The organism is Pectobacterium betavasculorum (genome assembly GCF_000749845.1).
GTDB classification, from domain to species: Bacteria; Pseudomonadota; Gammaproteobacteria; order Enterobacterales; family Enterobacteriaceae; genus Pectobacterium; species Pectobacterium betavasculorum.
This window is the reverse complement of record NZ_JQHM01000001.1, coordinates 1,230,199-1,250,123: the sequence shown is the minus strand read 5'-3', so window position 1 is coordinate 1,250,123 and position 19,925 is coordinate 1,230,199. Positions and strand designations below refer to the sequence as shown.

Below are 19,925 nucleotides of genomic sequence, written 5' to 3'. Positions count from 1 at the left end.
GAAGCTATGCAACTGAAACAATTTCCTTCATTGAAACAACAAACGTTATTCCGTCAACATTGCCTGATTGACGGCGAGTGGCAGGATAGCCAAAGCGGTGAACGCCTGAACGTCACCAATCCGGCGACGGGCGAGGCGCTGGGGACGGTGCCTTTGGTTACGGTGTCACAAACCGAGCAGGCCATTGCCGCCGCAGAACGGGCGCTGGTTGAATGGCGCAAGAAGACGGGAAAGGAACGTGCCGCGCTATTGCAGGCGTGGGCGCGCCTGATTATGGACAATCAGGACGATCTGGCTGTACTGCTGACGGCGGAACAGGGAAAACCGCTGGCGGAAGCGCGGGGTGAAATCGCCTATGCCACCAGTTTTATCGACTGGTTTGCGGAAGAAGCTAAACGTATTGAAGGCAGTGTGCTGCAATCGCCGCAGGGGCAGCAGCGCCTGATGGTGATTAAGCAGCCCATTGGCGTGTGCGCAGCGATTACGCCGTGGAATTTCCCAGCAGCGATGATCACCCGTAAGGTCGGACCTGCATTGGCGGCGGGTTGCACGATGATCGTTAAGCCTGCGGAGCAGACGCCCTTTACCGCGCTGGCGCTGGCTGAACTGGCGCAGCAGGCGGGTATTCCGCGCGGTGTGTTGCAGGTGATTGTCGGCGATGCACAGTCTGTCGGTAAGGTGCTGTGCGATAGCCCAGTGGTACGCAAGCTGAGTTTCACCGGTTCCACAGAAGTGGGTCGCATACTGATGGCGCAGAGCGCGCCAACGGTGAAAAAACTGTCGCTGGAGCTGGGTGGCAACGCGCCGTTTATCGTGTTTGACGATGCCGATGTGGATCAGGCAGTGAAAGGCATTCTGGCCTCCAAATTCCGTAACAGTGGGCAAACCTGCGTCTGCGCTAATCGAATCTATGTGCAGAACGGGATTTATCCGACTCTGGTAGAGCGACTGATTGAGGAAGTGCGTAAGTTAAACGTGGGCGACGGCACACAGCCGGGTGTCACGCAAGGGCCGCTGATTGATAGCGATGCAGTCAGCAAAGTTGAGCAGCACATTGCCGATGCGTTATCGCACGGGGCCACGCTATTGCTGGGCGGCCAACGCCACGAACGGGGCGGCACGTTCTTCACGCCAACGATTGTTGGCGACGTGACCCGCGAGATGCGTTTCGCGCGAGAAGAGACGTTCGGGCCAGTCGCACCGCTGTTCCGCTTCAGTGATGAAGCTGAAGTGATTGCGATGGCGAACGATACTGAATTCGGGCTGGCTGCCTATGTCTACACGCGCGACGCGGTACGGCAGTGGACAGTGCCGGAAGCGCTGGACTACGGCATGGTGGGGATTAATACCGGACTGATCTCGAATGAAGTCGCACCGTTTGGTGGGGTGAAACAGTCTGGGCTGGGCCGTGAAGGCTCTCGTTTTGGTATCGAAGACTATCTGGAAATGAAATACCTTTGTGTCGATCTTTCCCGATAAGGCTTGCATCCTGCTAGTCAGTAAGAAGCGCGTGTCGGCAGTCAATGCCGGCACATGTGCAACAGACGCGCAATGTGTCTGAATGGTGCAAGGCAATATTGCTTTGCACCATAATATGGCAAAAATGGCGAAGTATAATCAGGTATAAGACAGAGCCATGTCCCCCTGATGTTTTTCATCGCCGTTCCCGCCGCCGTAGTAGCAAAACATCAATAAAATTTTTGAATTGGCACAATTTATGCTCCTATTTTTGCATGATTATATTGATACATGATGCATCAATAACGCATGCATAAAATAGCGTGTGCAAAATTGTGATACGCATTTGACCTTTACGTTGACTACCACTCCAGGAGCAAAGCAATGTCCAAACTCAATTCTTCCTCGAAAGCAAAAGGACTGTTCAAACGTCAGGCGCTGAAAAAAATCGCGGCGACGGCTTTTCTGGTGACGATGGCCTGCCAGGCGCAGGCGGAATCTGTCACGGTGATCTCATTTGGTGGCTTGAACAAAGATGCGCAGGATAAGGCGTTTTATAAACCGTTCGCCGCAGCGGGAAAAGGTACGGTAGAAGCTGGTGAATATAACGGTGAAATGGCGCGTATCCGGGCGATGGTAGAAACCGGACAGGTGGGATGGGACGTCGTAGAAGTCGAAGGCCCTGAACTGATGCGCGGCTGTAGTGAAGGGCTGTTCGAGCAGTTGGACTGGTCAAAATTGGGCGATCAATCCCAGTTTGTCAAAGGCGCAGTCACCGAGTGCGGTGCGGGAATTTTCCTGTGGTCAACCGTCTTGACCTACAACGCAGAGAAACTGAAACAGGCACCGAAAAGTTGGGCCGATTTCTGGAATGTGAAAGATTATCCCGGCAAGCGTGCGCTGCGTAAAAGCGCCAAATTTACGCTGGAAATCGCACTGCTGGCCGATGGTGTGAAGCGTGAAGATCTCTACACCGTGCTGGCGACGCCAGAGGGTGTCGAGCGTGCCTTTAAGAAACTGAATCAGATCAAATCAAATATTCAGTGGTGGGAGTCCGGTGCGCAGCCGCTGCAATGGCTGGTGTCGGGTGATGTGGTGATGACGTCGGCCTACAACGGTCGCGTCGCAGCAGCGCAGAAAGAAGGGCATGACTTCAAGATTGTCTGGGCCGATAGCATTTACGATCTGGATAGTTGGGCGATCGTTAAAGGTTCCAAGCATAAGGCACTGGCGGAGCAGTTTATTGCGTTTGCCAATCAGCCGGAAAACCAGAAGGTGTTCGCCGAGAATATTCCTTATGGCCCGACACACGTCAAAACTACCAGCCTGCTGGCTCCGGCTGTTGCGGCGAATCTGCCGACGGCTCCGGATAATCTGGCACAGGCCTTGCAAGTAGACACTGAGTTTTGGATCGATCACGGTGAAGAGTTGGAACAACGCTTCAACGCCTGGGCCGCCCAATAAAGTTGCAGTGATTTACCGTACGTGATGATGGAGAAAGAGCCTATGTCCCAGAGTGATATCGTCGCCGCTGCACCGTCTGGCGGAAGCGAGGAAAATTCAACCTTGAAACAGCAACTGTGGATCGCGCAGAAGGCCTATAAGAAACGCTCTCTGCTGCTGATAGCCCCGCTGTTTCTGTTTATCGTGGTGAGTTTTCTCTTCCCGATCACCTCGATTTTGGGGAAAAGCGTTTCCAATCCAGAATTGCGTGACAATTTGCCGCAGACCATTGCCGCTATGCGGCTCTGGTCGGGTAACGATGTGCCGGATGAGGCTGTCTTTCGGGCGCTGGTCGGCGATCTGCGTGATGCGCGTAGCAGCGGCAAGTTAAGTACGATCACTAAACGCCTGGGGTATGAAGGCTCGGAATATCGCACGTTGATTACCCGTACGTTGCGTAAGCTGCCCGCAGAGGGCAGCAGCGATGTGCGAGACCAACTGATACGCGAACAGCCGATGTGGGGTGAGTTGGCGACCTGGCAAACGTTCGATCGCGCCGCACGGCCGTTCACCAGCTATTACCTGCTGGCGGTGTTTGACCATAAAGTCGATGCCACTACCCAGCAAATCGTTCCGCTACCTGCCGATCAGGCGCTGTATGTGGACGTGCTGCTGCGCACGTTGCTGATGGCGGGTGTCGTGACGCTGCTGTGCGTGGGGCTGGGTTATCCGCTGGCGTACTGGCTGGCAAAACAGCCGTCTAACCGCGCCAACCTGTTGCTCATTCTGGTTTTACTGCCGTTCTGGACATCGCTGATTGTACGGACGGCAAGCTGGATTGTGCTGTTGCAGTCCGGCGGGTTGATCAACCGTTCGCTAATTAACATTGGCATTATCGACGAACCGCTGGTGCTGGTGTTCAACCGCATCGGTGTCTATATCTCGATGACCCACATCCTGCTGCCGTTTTTCATTCTGCCGTTGTACGCGGTGATGAAAGGTATTTCTCCGAACTATGTGCGTGCGGCGATCTCGCTGGGGGCGCATCCCTTTATCGCCTTTTGGCGGGTTTACGTGCCGCAAACTTACGCGGGTGTGACGGCGGGGGCGCTGCTGGTCTTCATGATGGCGATTGGCTACTACATTACGCCTGCGCTGTTGGGTGGGCCAAGCGACCAGATGCTGAGCTACTTTGTCGCGTTCTTCACCAATACCACCATGAACTGGGGAATGGCGGCTGCGCTGGGTACGCAACTGTTGATCATCGTGACGCTCCTGTACGTGGTGTACATCCGCGTGACGCGCACTAATGCGGAAGCGGCAGCGCATTAAGTACGCTATCCATAACCTTATACTGGGGAGATAACAAATGAGACAACAGGGTGAAGTGGGTATCCGACTGTGGAACACGTTCTTTAATTTCTACGGTGCGGCGATGCTGTTGTTTTTAATCGTCCCTGTGCTGGTGATTGTTCCGCTTTCGTTTAATGCGGGGTCGTTTCTGAGCTATCCGCTGACAGGATTTTCCCTGCGCTGGTATCGCGAGTTTTTCAACTCCAGCGAGTGGCTGGGGGCGCTGGGTAACAGCCTGCTGATTGCTCCGCTGGCGACGCTGTTGGCGACAGTGCTCGGCGTATTAGCATCAGTCGGGCTGGTGCGAGGTGAATTCCGTGGCAAATCGCTGGTGATGGCGGTACTGATTTCGCCGATGATTGCGCCAGTGGTGATTGTCGCGGTAGGGATGTTTTTCTTCTTCGCCAAACTGTCGCTGCTGAACAGCTATCTGGGACTGGTGTTAGCGCATGCGATGCTGGGCGTGCCGTTCGTGGTGATTACGGTCACGGCGGTATTAAAGAACTACGATCATAATCTGACACGCGCGGCTGCCAGCCTGGGCGCGTCGCCGCTGCTGGCTTTCCGCAAGGTGACGTTTCCACTGATTGCGCCGGGGGTATTTTCCGGTGCGCTCTTTGCCTTTGCGACATCGTTTGATGAGGTCATTGTCACGTTGTTTCTCGCCAGCCCGCGCCAGCGCACGCTGCCGCTACAGATGTTTGCCGGCATTCGTGAAAACCTCGACCCGACGATAGCGGCCGCCGCGACGATGATGGTCGGTGCGGCGCTTATCCTACTGATCGTGATGGAGATCCTACGCCGCCGTTCGGAGCGGTTACGGAGTGGGGGATAATCAGACGCGTTTGGTGTATGGATTATTTTTCCCTTTGCGTACTGTTTTTTGCACGTAATTAATGTAGAGCGCAAATGGGGGGGCGGTGTCATCCGGCGTAAGAAATTATGCTGAGGAGATATCAGACTTAGGATGAGCCGCATGGATGCGGCGAAAGCTTGCGCCACGTCTGGAACGTGTCGCAAGCGGTCCGTGAAGTCTGATACCGACGAAGGCATCGCGCAGCGACATAATTAGCGCCGAAAAAGCCAGTGGTCAAGGCGCTGCGGCGATTGAGCGCGCCTTGTCGGGCGTGTGATGAAGTCACAGAGAAATAACGCTGCTAATACGCACGAAACCTCCATATTAGTATGTATGTAGTCGTGAAAAGACTAAATTTCGCTGAAATTTTTTCAGCTTTTTTTAAAACTAAATTTATGATGCATCAAACACCATTTTGATGTGTGTTGTGTAAAAAGATTATTGTGTAAAAACGTTCAGGAGGTTCGGTATGACAGCGCAAAAAACGTTATTGCTGACCGGTGCCAGCCGGGGAATCGGGCATGCCACCGTTAAGCATTTCCACGCAGCGGGGTGGCGGATCTTCACCGCTTCGCGTCAGAACTGGGCGGAAGAATGCCCGTGGGCAGAAAAGCTACTCAACCATATTCATCTCGATTTGGAAGATATCGACAGCCTGCAACAGACGCTGCCGCTGATTAAGGAAAAACTGGGCGGACGGTTAGATGCGCTGATCGATAACGCGGGGATTTCGCCGAAGGGGGAAGGCGGCCAACGTCTGGGCGTACTCGATACCGACTATGCGACCTGGCTGCGTGTCTTCAACGTTAATCTATTTTCCTGCGCGCTGCTGGCAAACGGCCTGTTCGATGAACTCAAGGCCTCACAAGGCTGCGTCATCAATGTGACCTCGATTGCCGGTTCGCGCGTTCATCCCTTTGCTGGCGTGGCCTATGCCACCTCAAAAGCGGCGCTGTCTGCGTTGACGCGAGAAATGGCGTTTGATTTTGGTCCGCACGGCGTTCGTGTGAATGCGATTGCGCCGGGAGAAATTGAAACCTCGATTCTGTCACCCGGTACGGACGCCATCATTGAGCGACAGGTGCCAATGCAGCGCTTAGGTAAGCCCGAAGAAGTGGCCAGCCTGATCTATTTTCTCTGCACGTCCGGTGCCTCTTATGTCAACGGCGCGGAAATTCACGTTAACGGAGGACAGCATGTCTGACGGACGACTTACGGCACTTTTTCCGACATTCCCGAATCCGGCGTCTAATCAGCCCGTATTTGCCGAGGTTTCGCCGCACGATGACGAGTTAATGACGCAGGCCGTACCGCAGGTTTCCTGCCAACAGGCGCTGGCTATTGCGCGGCAAGAATATGGCTTGTCCGGGCAGATGTCGCTGCTTCAGGGCGAGCGTGATGTGAATTTCTGTCTGACTGTCACGTCAGATGAGCGCTACATGCTGAAAGTCATCAACGCGGCAGAACCCGCCGACGTCAGTGATTTCCAAACTGCGCTGCTGCTGCATCTTGCCCGTCACGCGCCTGAACTGCCCGTACCGCGTATCAGGCTGACAAAAGCGGGTCAGCCGGAAACAGGCGTTGAGATCGATGGCGTACTGTTGCGTGTGCGGTTGGTGAGCTATCTGGCAGGAACGCCGCAGCATCTTGCCTCACCGTCAACGGCGCTGATGCCACAGTTGGGAGACACGTTGGCGCAGTTGGATAACGCGCTTCACAGCTTTACGCATCCGGCGGCAAACCGTGCGCTGCTGTGGGATATCAGCCGGGCAGCTCAGGTGCGTCCTTACCTCGATTTCGTTTCTGAACCGCAGCAGTATCAGTATCTTCAGCGTATTTTCGACCGTTATGACAGCCAGGTCGCGCCGCTGTTGACGACGCTACGTCGTCAGGTCATTCATAACGATCTGAATCCGCATAACGTGCTGGTGGATGGATCGTCGCCGACGCGGGTTAACGGCATTATCGATTTTGGCGATGCCGTATTCGCCCCGTTAATTTGTGAAGTCGCGACGGCGCTGGCGTACCAGTTTGGCGAGGGTCAGGATCTTTTAGAACATGTTGTGCCGTTTGTTGCGGCTTATCATCAGCGTATTCCGTTAGCGCCGGAGGAGATTGCATTGCTGCCCGATCTGATAGCGACCCGCATGGCGTTGACCCTGACCATCGCGCAGTGGCGTGCATCACGCTACCCCGACAACCGGGAGTATCTACTGCGTAACGTGCCGCGCTGTTGGCATAATTTGCAGCGCATTGCGACCTATTCCCATGCGCAGTTTGTCACGCGTTTACAGCAGGTCTGCCTGGAGAATGAGCAATGAATCAGAGAGGAATGGTATCTGAAATGACAACAACAGACGCGTTGCTGGCACGCCGTCAGCGCGTACTGGGCAGCGGCTACCGTCTGTTTTATGAAGAGCCTCTGCATGTTGCACGCGGCGAGGGCGTGTGGCTGTTCGATCATCAGGGGAAACGTTATCTGGATGTCTACAATAATGTGGCTTCGGTTGGGCATTGCCATCCCGCAGTGGTTGAGGCGGTGGCACGACAGAGCGCACTGCTCAATACCCACACGCGCTATTTGCATCACGCGATTGTCGATTTTGCGGAAGATTTACTGAGCGAATTTCCTCCTGAATTGAACAATGTGATGCTGACCTGCACCGGCAGCGAGGCTAACGATCTGGCTTTACGCATTGCCCGACATGCCACGGGCGGGGCGGGAGTATTGGTGACGCGCTGGGCATATCACGGCGTGACCAGCGCACTGGCGGAGCTATCGCCGTCGCTGGGGGATGGTGTGGCGCGTGGTAGCTATGTGAAGCTGATCGATGCGCCAGATACCTACCGTCAGCCGGGTGCATTTCTTACCAGCATTCGTGAGGCGTTGGCGCAGATGCAACTGGAAGGTATTCGTCCTGCTGCGCTACTGGTGGATACGATTTTTTCCAGCGATGGTGTGTTCTGTGCGCCGGAAGGCGAAATGGCACAGGCGGCGGCGCTGATTCGTCAGGCGGGCGGGTTGTTTATTGCCGATGAAGTGCAGCCGGGTTTTGGACGCACGGGTGAATCGCTATGGGGCTTTGCGCGTCACGGTGTCGTCCCAGACTTGGTGAGTTTAGGGAAACCGATGGGCAACGGGCATCCTATCGCTGGATTGGTTGGGCGTTCAGCGCTGTTTGACGCATTCGGGCGCGATGTGCGCTATTTCAATACCTTTGGCGGCAATCCGGTGTCCTGTCAGGCGGCGCATGCGGTGCTGCGGGTGATTCGGGAAGAACAGTTGCAACAGAATGCTCTGCGGGTGGGGAATTATCTACGGCAGGGGTTGCAGCAACTGGCGCAGCATTTTCCGCTGATGGGGGATATTCGGGCTTATGGCCTGTTTATCGGCGTGGAGTTGGTTAGCAATCGCGAAAGTAAATCACCGGCAAGTGAATCCGCGTTGCTGGTAGTGAACGCGATGCGTCAACGCGGTGTGCTCATTAGTGCGACGGGGCCAGCGGCGAACATACTGAAAATTCGCCCGCCGCTGGTGTTTCTGGAAGAGCATGCCGATGTGTTCTTAACCACCTTGAGTGATGTATTGGCAGGCATCGGCAACCCTATGCCAAGGTAATCACTCGCTGGGAGGCATTGCTAGGGGTGCTGAGCCTGTTGTACGGCCTCATGGAGATTGAGGCGCTGCCAGAAATTCTGTGTGCCTTTATCACCCGGTGCGCCGGAGAGCGGGTAGCCATCGGCCAGCGCGGTTTTTACCATCAGACTTTTGCGTTGCATGGCGGAGAGCCGTGGTAGTACCGGTTCGAGCAACACCTCTGCACCTTCGGGAACGCTAACCGTAGAGGCCGCGGCAGGCTGGGCAGGCAGACCGTACGTCATGGTGTAGTGATAAAAGGTTTTCATTTCTGGTGCCGCGTAAGGGTCGTCCTGCGGCGTATTCCTGGCGCAGGCGCTCAACGTGGTGCCACAGGCTTTTTCTAATGCGCTGCGTAACTCGGCTTTGGCCTGTTCAAATAACCGACGGTACTGCGGATCGTTGAGGTAGTGTGCCACGTTGCGTTCGGCAATCATCCGCGAACCTATAACGTCTAATGGGTAATGGACGCCCAGCACGACGCGTGAATAGCCATAGCGTGCACCGCGATCGATTAGCGGGACAAAGCGTTCAGGGATCATTTCTGCTAACAGCAAGGCATCGGTGTAACCGGTGTTGGTGTGCCCGCTTGGAAACGCGCCGCCGGAAGCGGTATAGGGTTTGTTATCACCGATCACGGCAGTATCTGGCACCAGATGAATCGTGTTATTTGGCTGTAGAAAAGGACGAGGATAGTTGAAATGCAGTTTGGCGGCGGACGTGCTGACGGCGGATAGCTTGAGTAACACGGCGGCTTTACGTATTTCACCGTGGTTATAGGCGGTGATAAATACCTTGCCCAGCCTCGGGCCCAACGCATCCGCCAGATAGTAAAGATATCCCTGTCCCTCAGCATCGACTAATGCCTGCTCGCGCTGTCCCGTGGTGGCTTCACGATTAATGCGTGTCACGATAGCCGTATTTTGCTGCAATACATCAGTAGAAAGGTGTGAGAAGGATTCCAGCAGCGTAATGTCTGCCTGCTGATTGGCTTTGACTGCGAAATCATAGCCGCTGGCATTCAACCAGTTGCTATCCGCCATTTGTGGCGTTTCTTGTGCCTGCGCTAACTGTGCACGGGTGAGCGCAGGCGAATCACCTTGGATTGCCTTGCGCAGCGCGGCCTGAATGGTCTGTTCCAGTTCAATAACGTGTGGGCGGCTACTGGCCTGCGTAGTGGAATCCACAATGGTGCTAATAGTCGCGCTGTCAGGCTGGGGCGGGGCGGCAATCCCGGAAAGCGGTAGCAGAAAAAGACTGGCAATCGGTAACACTCTGATCGTCGCAAGCATAGTCGTGCGATAACGCATGATGACATCCTTAATTGGGAGGACAAACGTTTGTCGGTGGCGAGATCAGGCTAGGCGCTGATTGTGATAGTAATGTTTCAGGACATATTTTGAGATACTTATCAACGGATTATCATGATTTGATATGTTTACTGATGCAGTAACCGTCAACGGCATAAACAAAGACGACGGGATATATAGAAGAAAAAGACATAAAAGAGTTTCTAAAAAACAGAAGGGTGATTTGCTTTTTTTATCATTGACGCAAAGCTCATTTCTCTCTAACTTAAACAGACGATAATTTTTCAATATTTTATTGATTTATAAGAAATTAATCTAATTATAACAAAAATGGCAGCCATAAATAGCCCGGTTATTCCTCAATGTAAAAAGGCGATGAAGAGCCTATCTCTGTTCAAAATAATAAGTGAAACAGTCCCGTGGGATAGGTTTAACGCACGCTAATACGAAATGATTTTACCCACAAACAAAGGTTTCCCTACATCAAACAGGCTTACCTTGCGTACGCCAACGTTATATCTCTTAAAATAGTTAGTAACAGCAGGAGTGAGTCAGGTAATGATTCGGTTAGAAAACGTGAGCGTTGATTTCCCCGTCGGTAAAAATGCACAGTCCAGGGCGGTGAACAACGTCAACCTGACCATTCAGCAGGGTGAAGTTTTTGGGATTGTTGGCACCAGCGGCGCGGGGAAAAGTACGCTACTGCGGACGATCAATTTATTGCAGCGTCCAACCGAAGGGCGCGTGTTTCTTGGCGATACGTTGATCAGCGATGCTTCTGGCCGTGAACTGCGCCAGCATCGTCAGCGTATCGGGATGATCTTTCAGCATTTTAATCTAATGCATACCCGCAATGTGTTTGACAACGTGGCGTTCAGCTTGCGTGCTGCGGGCAAGAGTAAAGAAGAGATAGCGTCACGCGTGCCGGAAATTCTGGCGCTGGTCGGGTTGCAGGATAAAGGAACCTCTTATCCTGCACAGTTAAGTGGTGGGCAGAAACAGCGTGTGGGTATTGCCCGCGCCATTGCCAACCATCCCGAAGTACTATTGTGTGATGAACCCACCTCGGCACTGGATCTGGAAACATCGGCGTCTATTCTGGCGTTATTGAAAAGTATTAATGTTCGGTTAGGTATCACGATCGTGCTGATTTCCCATGAAATGAGCGTGATCAAAAGTATTTGCCAGCGCATGGCGGTGATGACGGGTGGAAATATTGTGGAAGAGGGGGAAGTCTTTACGATCTTCTCTGCGCCTCAACACGCCTACACCAAGCAGCTGGTTAGCCATACCACGCCGGTCGAATTACCTGAGCGTTTTAAGCTGAATAATAAAGGTGTCCTACTGAAAATACTTTTTGCCGATGATTCGGTAGAACAACCGATATTATCTGACGTGGCGCAGCAGTTTCAGGTATCGGTCAATATCCTGCACGGGAATATTGAGTACATCAACGATCGTGCGTTAGGGCATATTATCGCCCAGATTTCATACCGTGACGATCCAGCAGCAGAAAATCTCGCAGCGGCTATTACTTATATTCGACAGAATACCTTTGGGGTGGAGATCATCAATGACTGAGTTAATAGGTGAATTAATCTTCGCCTTCGGTGAAACCTTCACGATGGTGTGTATTTCAACGCTTTGTGCGGTGGTATTCGGCCTACCGTTAGGTATCGCGATTTATGTGACCGATCGTCATTTGTTCTGGCAGAACCGTTTTATCTATCTGGTATCGACCGTGCTGGTGAATATTATCCGCTCGATCCCGTTTGTGATCCTGCTGGTACTGCTGTTGCCATTAACACAACTGCTGTTGGGGAACACAATAGGGCCGGTTGCGGCGGCGGTGCCGATGTCTGTGGCAGCGATTGCGTTTTATGCCCGTCTGGTGGATTCCGCGCTGCGTGAAGTTGATCCGGGGATTGTGGAAGCGGCGGAAGCCTTTGGTGCCAGCCCGACGCGCATCATCGCTACTGTGCTGTTGCCCGAAGCCCTTGCTGGCTTATTACGCGGTCTGACGATCACACTGGTCAGCCTGATTGGTTACTCGGCGATGGCCGGAATTGTGGGCGGCGGCGGTGTCGGCGATCTGGCGATCCGCTTCGGCTATTATCGCTATGAAACCGAAGTCATGGTCGTGACGGTGATTGCGTTGGTTGTACTGGTGCAGGTCGTGCAAACGTTGGGTGATATGCTCTCGCGACGGGCGAATAAGCGCGAACGCCGCTAAGCCGCGACAGAATACGTTATTCAGGACAGCAGAGAGATGTCATGAAAATAGACAAAATTGTATTACGAAAAATGAAAATGGCGCTTAAAACGCCATTTACCACCAGCTTTGCGACGCAGACGGAGAAACACTTCTCCATTGCGGAAATTCATGCGGGTGGGCAGATTGGTTACGGCGATTGTTCCGCCATTTCCCTGCCATTTTATAACGAAGAAACCAACGTCACTGCCTGGCATATTATGCGTGACTTCCTGATTCCGATGATTAAGCAGGCCGGGGATATTAAACATCCTTCTCAGGTTCGCGATATTTTCGCTCCGGTAAAGCGTAATAACTGCGCTAAAGCGGCAATCGAAGGTGGCATTTGGGATGCTTACGCAAAGATAAAAGGTGTACCGCTGCATCAATTACTGGGCGGTGTACGGGATAAAGTCGAAGCGGGTGTCAGTATCGGTATTCAGGAAACGCCTGATAAATTAGTCAGCGTGGTCGATAATTTCCTGAATGAAGGCTACAAGCGCATCAAAATAAAAATCAAGCCGGGAAAAGATTACGACTATATTGCGGCGCTGCGTCAGGAATTTGGTGATATTACGCTGATGGTGGATGCCAATTCCGCCTACACGCTGGACGATATTGATTTCTTTAAACGCATCGATAAATTCAATCTGTTAATGATTGAACAACCGCTGGCGCACGACGATATTATCGATCATCGCAAACTTCAGGCTGTGGTGAATACGCCTATCTGCTTGGATGAAAGTATTGCGTCGGTAGAGGACGCCCGTAAAGCAATAGAGCTGGGCAGTGCCAAAATCATCAATATCAAAGTGGCGCGCGTGGGCGGTATTACTGAAACCAAGCTGATTCATGACTACTGTCAGGCGCACAATATTCCGGTGTGGTGCGGCGGTATGTTGGATACGGCGGTCGGTAAAGCGCACAACATTGCAGTGTCTACGCTGCCGAACTTTGTCTACGCGCACGATATTCCACCGTCTTCCCGCTACTGGCATGAAGACTTCATGCTGCCGTTTGTCGAATTAGACAGCGACAGCTGTGTCGCGGTGCCAAATAAACCGGGAATCGGCTTTGATATCACCCCTGAACTGTACGACAAATATTGCTACGGACAGGAAACCTTTTTGTTTTAATTAATTGTTAGATAATAAGTTTCAAAAGTAGTGGCAGTAAGCGTTATCCAACACCAGGGAATAACGTTATAAAAATAGAGAAAATAATGAGCGATGTCGCACTGTGCATAAGAGTGTGGATTTAGGGAGAAACACGGTGATGAGGTTCCCGCAGGGATGCCTCGCACCGTGGTCGCTCCCGGTATCTCGATCTTAACCGTGTGCTGCTGCTCTACATAATGAGAATGCCGTTATCAAAACGGCTAATACTGACTAAATCGGACAGACAGGAACGCGACGATGCGATTGAAAAAACTCATTCCACTCATGCTGGCGTTGGGCATTTCTCAGGCTTATGCAGCAGATTCAGGCAAAGAAATCACCATCGGCGTATCGCCGGGCCCGTATGGCGATATGGTGACAAAAGCGATCAAGCCAGAAATGGTGAAAAAAGGCTACGAGGTGAAAGTGCGCGAGTTCAGCGACTACATCCAGCCGAATCTGGCGCTGTCGAACAACAGTATCGACGCCAACCTGTTCCAAAATCGCCGCTATCTTGACCGTTTCAGCGCGGATAAAGGGCTGAAACTGGCGGAAGTGATCACCGTGCCGACGGCCAGCATGGGTTTTTACTCCAACAAAGTGCGCTCGCTGAATGAGCTGAAAGCGGGTGATATCATTACGCTGCCAAACGATCCGTCAAATCTGGCTCGCTCGCTGGATTTCCTGCAAAAATACGGCCTCATCAAGATCAATCCAGATATTACGCCGACCAAAGCGTCGCTGCGTGATATCACTGAAAACCCGAAAGGGCTGGTTTTTAAACCGCTGGAAGCAGCACAGCTGCCGCGTGCGCTGGGGGGCGTAACCGGCTCGCTGATTAACGCCAATTTCGCGATTTCCGCAGGACTGAATTTGTCTGACGCTATCCAACTGGATGTGCTGCCGGAAGATCTGAAAAACATGATTGTCGTGCGTGCGGAAGATGCCGACAAACCGTTTGCTCAGGACTTGAAAGCCGCCGTTCAATCCCCGGAATTCGCCGCTTTCTTTGCGGATAAAAACTCAATGTTCCACGCGTTCCAGAAGCCTGAGTGGATGAAGAAGTAATTGACCTCTCAAGCTGCCAGTGACCTATTGCTCGTCGGTCACTGGCTTCTTCACTGCACTTGTCTCAAGCAGCAAATTCCCTCCTAACCAACATACGTTGCTAACGCAAAGATAAAAACATTTCAAGTGTTGTAATTTTTTGTATAAATGTCATTCTTCGTAAGATTTATCAACACAACACAACGAGGGTTTAATGAAAAAAATACTTTCTGCTGCCGTATTGGCGCTGGTGCTGACGGGATGTGCCCAACAAACGTTTACAGTAAAGAATGACGCTGTTTCAACATCTAAACAGGTGACAACACATCACTTCTTCGTCTCTGGGATTGGTCAGAAGAAAACCATTGATGCGGCGGCGGTATGTGGCGGTGCTGATAAAGTTGCTCGCACTGAAACACAGACGACCTTTGTTAACGGTTTACTTGGGGTGGTGACATTCGGAATTTATACGCCGAGAGAAGCACGCGTTTATTGCTCAATCTAAATTAAAGACGGCTTTTATATAAGTCTGTCTTACGATAAAGCCATCTCCTATCGAGATGGCTTTATTTTTTCTTTGCCCGTTAGCTGTCTGTAATTAACGGCTTCCTGTGTAGCAATCATTTAGCTTGTCCGGCAATGCCACTCCGCTATGTTCTTTGGGCGCGCTATTATTGCCTGTGCCGCGCTAGCAGGTGACGTCCTTGCTCCCCCAATTCCCAGAACAGGCCGGTCATGATCGCTAATCCTTCTCGGGCGACGGATTTCAGCATGTGCTCGTTGACGGCGTGCTGGCCACATGCGGGGTAAGAGTGGGGGATCCACAGCGTTGGCAGGCCGAGGATGTCGGCGAAGACGTCATTAGGCAGCGATCCGCCCAGATTCGGTAACAGCGCGGGTTGCTTACCGCTGATTTGTTGCATCAGTGCCAGCGTCCAGTTTACTAGCGGATCTTCAGGGTTAAACCGCGTCGCTGGAGAGGTGTTAAGCACCTCAACGTCCACCTGATCAAAGCCGTACTGGTCGAGGTGTTGACGCACATGTTGTGCCAGATTTTTCCAGTCGGTGCCGACCACGAAGCGCAGTTGGCAAATGGCAGTCGCGTCAGCGGGGATCGCATTCACCGGTTTGTTTGGGTTACCGGTAATGAATGACAGCACCTCCAGCGTGTTCCAGCCAAATAACCGCTCGGCAGGCGTGAGTCCCTCTGCACCCCAGTTTTCATCAATCGCCGGATCGCTCTCGCTGCCTGCGGGGTCGATCGTGCTGAGAATGTCCCGCAGCGCAGGCGTCAGCGGCGGGGGCAGCAGGGCATCGATTTTCATCCGTCCTTGTCCGTCCACCAGGCTGGCTACGGCGTTCGCCAACTGCGTACCCGGATTGCTCAGCAGTCCGCCCCAGTTGCCAGAATGATATGCCTGCTCACGAGCTTTGATGCGTAAACGGAAGTTAGCGCAGCCGCGAGAGCCGAGGAACAGCGTCGGGCGTTCTGCATTAAGACGCGGTCCATCGGAGGCGATAAAAATATCGGCGGTCAGTTCCTGTTTGTATTGCTGGCATAGTTCGGCCAGCCCCGGTGAGCCGATTTCTTCACCCATCTCGAACAGCAGTTTGCAGTTGAAGCCCAGGCGCTGACCGCGCGCCTGAAACACCTGCTCCAGTGCCATCAGGTTAATGCTGTGCTGGCCTTTATTATCGGCGCTGCCGCGTCCGTACCAGTGGTCGCCTTCTTCCACCAATTCCCAGGGCGTGAGCCCATCTCGCCAGTTTTCTTCATCACCGAAAACCACGTCGCCGTGGCCGTAAGAGAGCACAGTCGGCAGTTTGGGATCTTCAATACGTTCGGCCAGCAGGAAAGGGGGATGACGTTCATCCGACGAGGCGATCAGGTTTACGTTGAACCCCATTGCCAGCAGTACGGGCTGGATCTCGTCAGTCAGATAGCGGTTCAGCGCAGGCTGGTTATCGGCTTTTTGACTCTCGCTGGTATGCGCAATACGCCGTGCCAGCGTGTGTTTAAATTCTCCGCGATCGAAACGTTCACAGGCGATACGAATAAGGTCTGCGCTGGTCATGCCTTTCCTTGCTGGATAATGTGCAGAAGTTACCGATATTTAAAGGAAAAACGAGCTTTGCAACAATAATAAAAATTGCAATTAAGCTTTGCTTTTAATATAAACCTCCGAGTCCCCTCGCTCTGTCTGAAAGGAAGGCCGGTATGCACAGCTCCGAGATTCGTTATTTTTTGGTGGTTGCCACCACCGGTTCGCTCAGTGCCGCCAGTCAACACCTGTTTGTTGCCGTTTCTGCTATCAGTCGCCAGATTCAGCGGCTAGAAGAACGCATCGGCGTGCCGCTGTTCGAGCGTCATGCACGCGGCATGGTGTTAAACGATGCGGGACGCATTCTGGAAAACCATGTGCGTAAAAGCATGATGGATATGGGTGCCGCCGTGGCGGAGATTCAAGGGCTGAAGGCCAGCCGCCGGGCTCTGTTGCGGATAGGCTGTACGGAGGGAATGGCGTTTGATCTGTTGCCGACCTTGTTTGCGCGTTTTCGCCAACATGACCCGGATACCACGTTTGCGCTGAAAGTGGATTCGGCTATGCAGGTGTCCCAGATGATCCGTAATGGTGAAGTGGATATCGCGCTCCAGTTTGCGCTGGCGCCGGAGCAGGGCGTGAATGTGGAGTTGGCGCTGCCCGCTCCGCTGATGCTGCTGATGTCGGATGAACATCCGCTGGCGCAGCAGTCAATTCAACTGGCGGATCTGCATCCTTTCCCGCTGGCGCTGCCGGAATCCTCTACCACGCTGCGACAGTTGTTTGACCTCTCATGCCGCATGAACGGCACCTTTCTGGAACCGACGCTGTGCTGCAACAACTTCACCACGCTCTATTACTATGCGATGAGCACGCCGGGTGCGGTCACCGCCTGTAGCTTCTACTCCGTGATGTATAAGTGCTTACAGGAACCGATGCGCCTGAAGCCGCTGAATATTAAGCAGCTCGACCAGCGTTCACTCCAGATCCAAACGCTCGCTGGCAAAGCCCATGCGCCTCAGCAGCAGGCTTTTCTGGATTTCATGATGGCGGAACTGCGTCAGGGAGAAGCGTATTATTTAAGTCAGGTGGCCACGGATACGGTTTATTGATGCTGCTTAGAATAAGTTACTATAACTACCAAAGTATTCGTTTTTTTGTTTTTCCCTTCACGTAAAAAATCGCGTTGAGGCGAGCGTGACTGCCGGGTGAGCGGCAGGACGCCGCGAAAGTCAGTGCCGCGTAGGGAGCGCGTCACTGGCGAACCCGAATAGCAGTCACGAACGCCGAAAGCATCGCGTAGCGACGTGATTTTCGTGAAAAGCCTAGGGTCATGGGGTGGCGGCGATTGAGCCGCCCCATGTCGGGCGCATACTGGAACAGTTGCAGAAATCTACATTGGCTGATGCGCACGAAATGTTGCTCGGTGCGGACAGAAATCCTTCCATAGATGTCACGTCTTTTTTCACCTTCACTCCATCTCGATAATCTCGCGTTTTTGCTCGTCTTCCAACTGACGTAAGACGCGATACACCTGTGCTACCGCCTGAAGCGTTTCGCGTGGAATATAATGACCTTCCGGCGTGGTGCGATACAGCGTGCGGGTCAGCCAGATGAAACGAATCACCGGGATATCCGCTTTTTTCGCCTGTGCGATAAGCGTTTTTGCCGTTTCATCTTTGCCTTTAAACAAGATGCGCGGCAGCGGAGTTTTGCCGGGGCGGTAGTAGAGTCCTACCGCGTAGTGCGTCGGGTTGACCAGTAGCATATCGGCGTCTTCCACTTTCGCTTTGGGACGCGGTGCGGCGGGTTCGTTCGCCAGTTCATGCGCCAGCGATTTGCGATGGCCTTTCATATGTGGATCGCCTTCGGAATCTTTATGCTCGTTGCGTAAATCCTCGTGGCTCATACGCTGTTGCTTGAGAAAGAAATATTTTTGCAGGCCGAAATCCATCGCGGACAGCACCAGCAATGCTGTTAGTGTCGTGCGGGCAATGCGCGTCAGCAGGGCTTTTACCCCTTGCCAGAAGCCGTGCAGATCGCCATAGGATAATTCAACTAACGCCTCCAATTCCGGCACCACCACTTTATAAAAGACCGTACCGATCACCACCGCCTTTAGAATGTTGGTCAACATTTCCACCAACTTGCGCATTGAAAACATCTGCTTGAACTGGTTGATCGGGTTCAGCCGATTGAGATCGAGCTTCAGCGCTTCGGGCGCAAACAGCGGGCCATACTGGAGCCAGCCGCCTGCTATGCGCAGTAGCACCGCAATTGCCGCAGCTAGCAGGCAGAGCGTACCCACCAGCACAGCGGCATCATGAAACACTTCTGTCGCCACCTGCGCAAACGGTGTGCCAATTCGTTGCAGCGGCAGTTGTACCAGCGTTTGCAGTTTCCCCATCGTACTGTCCGCCAGCGCCAGTACACACTCCAGCAGACCGACGCAGATCAATAGCTTGGGTACGTCCTGACTTTGCCCAACTTCGCCTTTACGGCGTGCGTCATCCAGTTTTTTCTCTGTGGGTTGTTCCGTTTTCTCACTCATCGGTTCCGCCTTGTTAGCTGTTCGATGCGGTAAAAAGCAGCGGGAGCAGGTGTTTGAGATCCGGCAACCCTTGAAGTTTGTGGTCGCCTAAATATTGCAGCACCGGCAGGTAGATGATGAAAAACGCCATCCCGACCAGACACTTGGCCGGAATCGAGAGGACGAACACCTGAAGCTGCGGGCTATACAGGCTGAGTAACGCAATACTGAACTCCAACAGCAGCAGTAGCGCCACCAGCGGCCCAGCGTAGACCACCAGATGAGTAAAGGTATCGGCCAACAGGTTGAGATACACCTCAAACCCTTTTTCACTTGGTGCAGGCAGCCAGGACAGCACTGGCCAGATCTGGTAGCTGTCCCAAATCAGTTGGGTTAGCCCCTTTAGGCCGATACCGATAATGAGTAGCAGAATGAGAGTCTGTTTCAGTAAATGGCCGAGCGGTGTGGCGTCCGAACCCAACGCGGGGTTGAGTTGACCCCCCATCAACGCGCCACGCTGGTTATCAAATAGCGCCCCAACGGACTCAAACAGCCAGAACGGCATCGCCAGAATGAGCGCAATCAGCAACCCCACCATAAGTTCTTTGAACAACAGACCGGGGAGCATCGGCCAGGAGAGCGGTGTCAACAGAAGTTGCTGCTGCACGATGGGGGCAGGCAACAGCGTCAGGGAAATCACCACGGCGTTGCGCATCATACCTTTCAACACGTTGAGTGAAAAAACCGGTACCAGAATAAAACAGGGGTATAGCCGAGCGATGCCGAGCGTAATGGCGATGATAAAGTCGTAAACGTGCTGAATGGTGGCGATCATGCGGAT

Annotated in this window: 17 protein-coding genes; 13 read left to right on the top strand and 4 right to left on the bottom strand. The window is 53.0% G+C overall.

Translation table 11 applies throughout. The features are described from left to right. The first annotated feature begins 6 nt into the window (after positions 1-6). The 7 genes from KP22_RS05690 (at position 7) to KP22_RS05660 (ending at position 8,729) form a co-directional block, all read left to right on the top strand. Positions 7-1,479, top strand: a complete 1,473-nt coding sequence (locus tag KP22_RS05690; protein ID WP_039299520.1) for an NAD-dependent succinate-semialdehyde dehydrogenase — start codon at positions 7-9, stop codon at positions 1,477-1,479. Between the two features lie 363 nt (positions 1,480-1,842). Continuing rightward, positions 1,843-2,922, top strand: coding sequence for an ABC transporter substrate-binding protein (locus KP22_RS05685; RefSeq protein WP_039299523.1), 1,080 nt, complete (start codon positions 1,843-1,845; stop codon positions 2,920-2,922). Positions 2,923-2,964: 42 nt separating this feature from the next. Next, the gene (locus tag KP22_RS05680) at positions 2,965-4,233 is read left to right on the top strand and encodes an ABC transporter permease (protein WP_039299526.1); all 1,269 of its coding nucleotides are present in this window, start codon (positions 2,965-2,967) and stop codon (positions 4,231-4,233) included. Positions 4,234-4,270: 37 nt separating this feature from the next. After that, positions 4,271-5,089, top strand: coding sequence for an ABC transporter permease (locus KP22_RS05675; RefSeq protein WP_011093619.1), 819 nt, complete (start codon positions 4,271-4,273; stop codon positions 5,087-5,089). Positions 5,090-5,579: 490 nt separating this feature from the next. Further along, a complete protein-coding gene (locus KP22_RS05670; RefSeq protein WP_039299535.1) occupies positions 5,580-6,314 on the top strand; it encodes an SDR family NAD(P)-dependent oxidoreductase in 735 nt (244 codons plus the stop codon). Continuing rightward, positions 6,307-7,431 carry a phosphotransferase gene (locus KP22_RS05665; protein ID WP_039322966.1) on the top strand — a complete coding sequence of 375 codons (1,125 nt, stop codon included), beginning with the start codon at positions 6,307-6,309 and terminating at the stop codon, positions 7,429-7,431. Before KP22_RS05670 ends, KP22_RS05665 begins: the two co-directional genes overlap by 8 nt. Then, positions 7,428-8,729 carry an aspartate aminotransferase family protein gene (locus KP22_RS05660; protein WP_039322963.1) on the top strand — a complete coding sequence of 434 codons (1,302 nt, stop codon included), beginning with the start codon at positions 7,428-7,430 and terminating at the stop codon, positions 8,727-8,729. Before KP22_RS05665 ends, KP22_RS05660 begins: the two co-directional genes overlap by 4 nt. A 20-nt stretch (positions 8,730-8,749) precedes the next feature. On the opposite strand, the gene KP22_RS05655 is transcribed toward KP22_RS05660, so the two are convergent. Further along, positions 8,750-10,057, bottom strand: a complete 1,308-nt coding sequence (locus tag KP22_RS05655) for an acid phosphatase (protein WP_039322959.1) — start codon at positions 10,055-10,057, stop codon at positions 8,750-8,752. 558 nt (positions 10,058-10,615) lie between these two features. On the opposite strand from KP22_RS05655, the gene KP22_RS05650 reads away from it, so the two are divergent. The 5 genes from KP22_RS05650 to KP22_RS05630 all read left to right on the top strand — a co-directional run bounded on the left by KP22_RS05650 (position 10,616) and on the right by KP22_RS05630 (position 15,017). Beyond that, complete coding sequence (locus KP22_RS05650; RefSeq protein ID WP_039299547.1) at positions 10,616-11,638, top strand: methionine ABC transporter ATP-binding protein; 1,023 nt, start codon at positions 10,616-10,618, stop codon at positions 11,636-11,638. Continuing rightward, positions 11,631-12,290 carry a methionine ABC transporter permease gene (locus KP22_RS05645; RefSeq protein ID WP_039299550.1) on the top strand — a complete coding sequence of 220 codons (660 nt, stop codon included), beginning with the start codon at positions 11,631-11,633 and terminating at the stop codon, positions 12,288-12,290. Before KP22_RS05650 ends, KP22_RS05645 begins: the two co-directional genes overlap by 8 nt. 41 nt (positions 12,291-12,331) lie before the next feature. After that, entirely contained in the window at positions 12,332-13,444 is a 1,113-nt protein-coding gene (menC, locus tag KP22_RS05640; protein ID WP_039299553.1) for an o-succinylbenzoate synthase, read from the top strand. A gap of 279 nt (positions 13,445-13,723) precedes the next feature. Then, the gene (locus KP22_RS05635; RefSeq protein WP_039299556.1) at positions 13,724-14,533 is read left to right on the top strand and encodes a MetQ/NlpA family ABC transporter substrate-binding protein; all 810 of its coding nucleotides are present in this window, start codon (positions 13,724-13,726) and stop codon (positions 14,531-14,533) included. A 193-nt stretch (positions 14,534-14,726) separates the two neighbouring features. Further along, on the top strand, positions 14,727-15,017 hold the full coding sequence (locus tag KP22_RS05630) for a Bor family protein (RefSeq protein WP_039299559.1): 291 nt from the start codon (positions 14,727-14,729) through the stop codon (positions 15,015-15,017). Positions 15,018-15,183: 166 nt separating this feature from the next. Here KP22_RS05630 and KP22_RS05625 read toward each other — a convergent pair whose 3' ends face one another. Next, complete coding sequence (locus KP22_RS05625; RefSeq protein ID WP_039322956.1) at positions 15,184-16,587, bottom strand: M20 family metallopeptidase; 1,404 nt, start codon at positions 16,585-16,587, stop codon at positions 15,184-15,186. 143 nt (positions 16,588-16,730) lie between these two features. Here KP22_RS05625 and KP22_RS05620 point away from each other — a divergent pair, with 143 nt between their 5' ends. Next, the gene (locus KP22_RS05620; protein ID WP_039322953.1) at positions 16,731-17,666 is read left to right on the top strand and encodes a LysR family transcriptional regulator; all 936 of its coding nucleotides are present in this window, start codon (positions 16,731-16,733) and stop codon (positions 17,664-17,666) included. A 359-nt stretch (positions 17,667-18,025) separates the two neighbouring features. Here the strand turns inward: KP22_RS05620 and sctU are convergent, their stop codons facing one another. Beyond that, complete coding sequence (gene sctU, locus KP22_RS05615) at positions 18,026-19,105, bottom strand: type III secretion system export apparatus subunit SctU (RefSeq protein ID WP_039299566.1); 1,080 nt, start codon at positions 19,103-19,105, stop codon at positions 18,026-18,028. Between the two features lie 13 nt (positions 19,106-19,118). After that, positions 19,119-19,919 carry a type III secretion system export apparatus subunit SctT gene (sctT, locus tag KP22_RS05610; RefSeq protein WP_039322950.1) on the bottom strand — a complete coding sequence of 267 codons (801 nt, stop codon included), beginning with the start codon at positions 19,917-19,919 and terminating at the stop codon, positions 19,119-19,121. Positions 19,920-19,925: the final 6 nt, after the last annotated feature.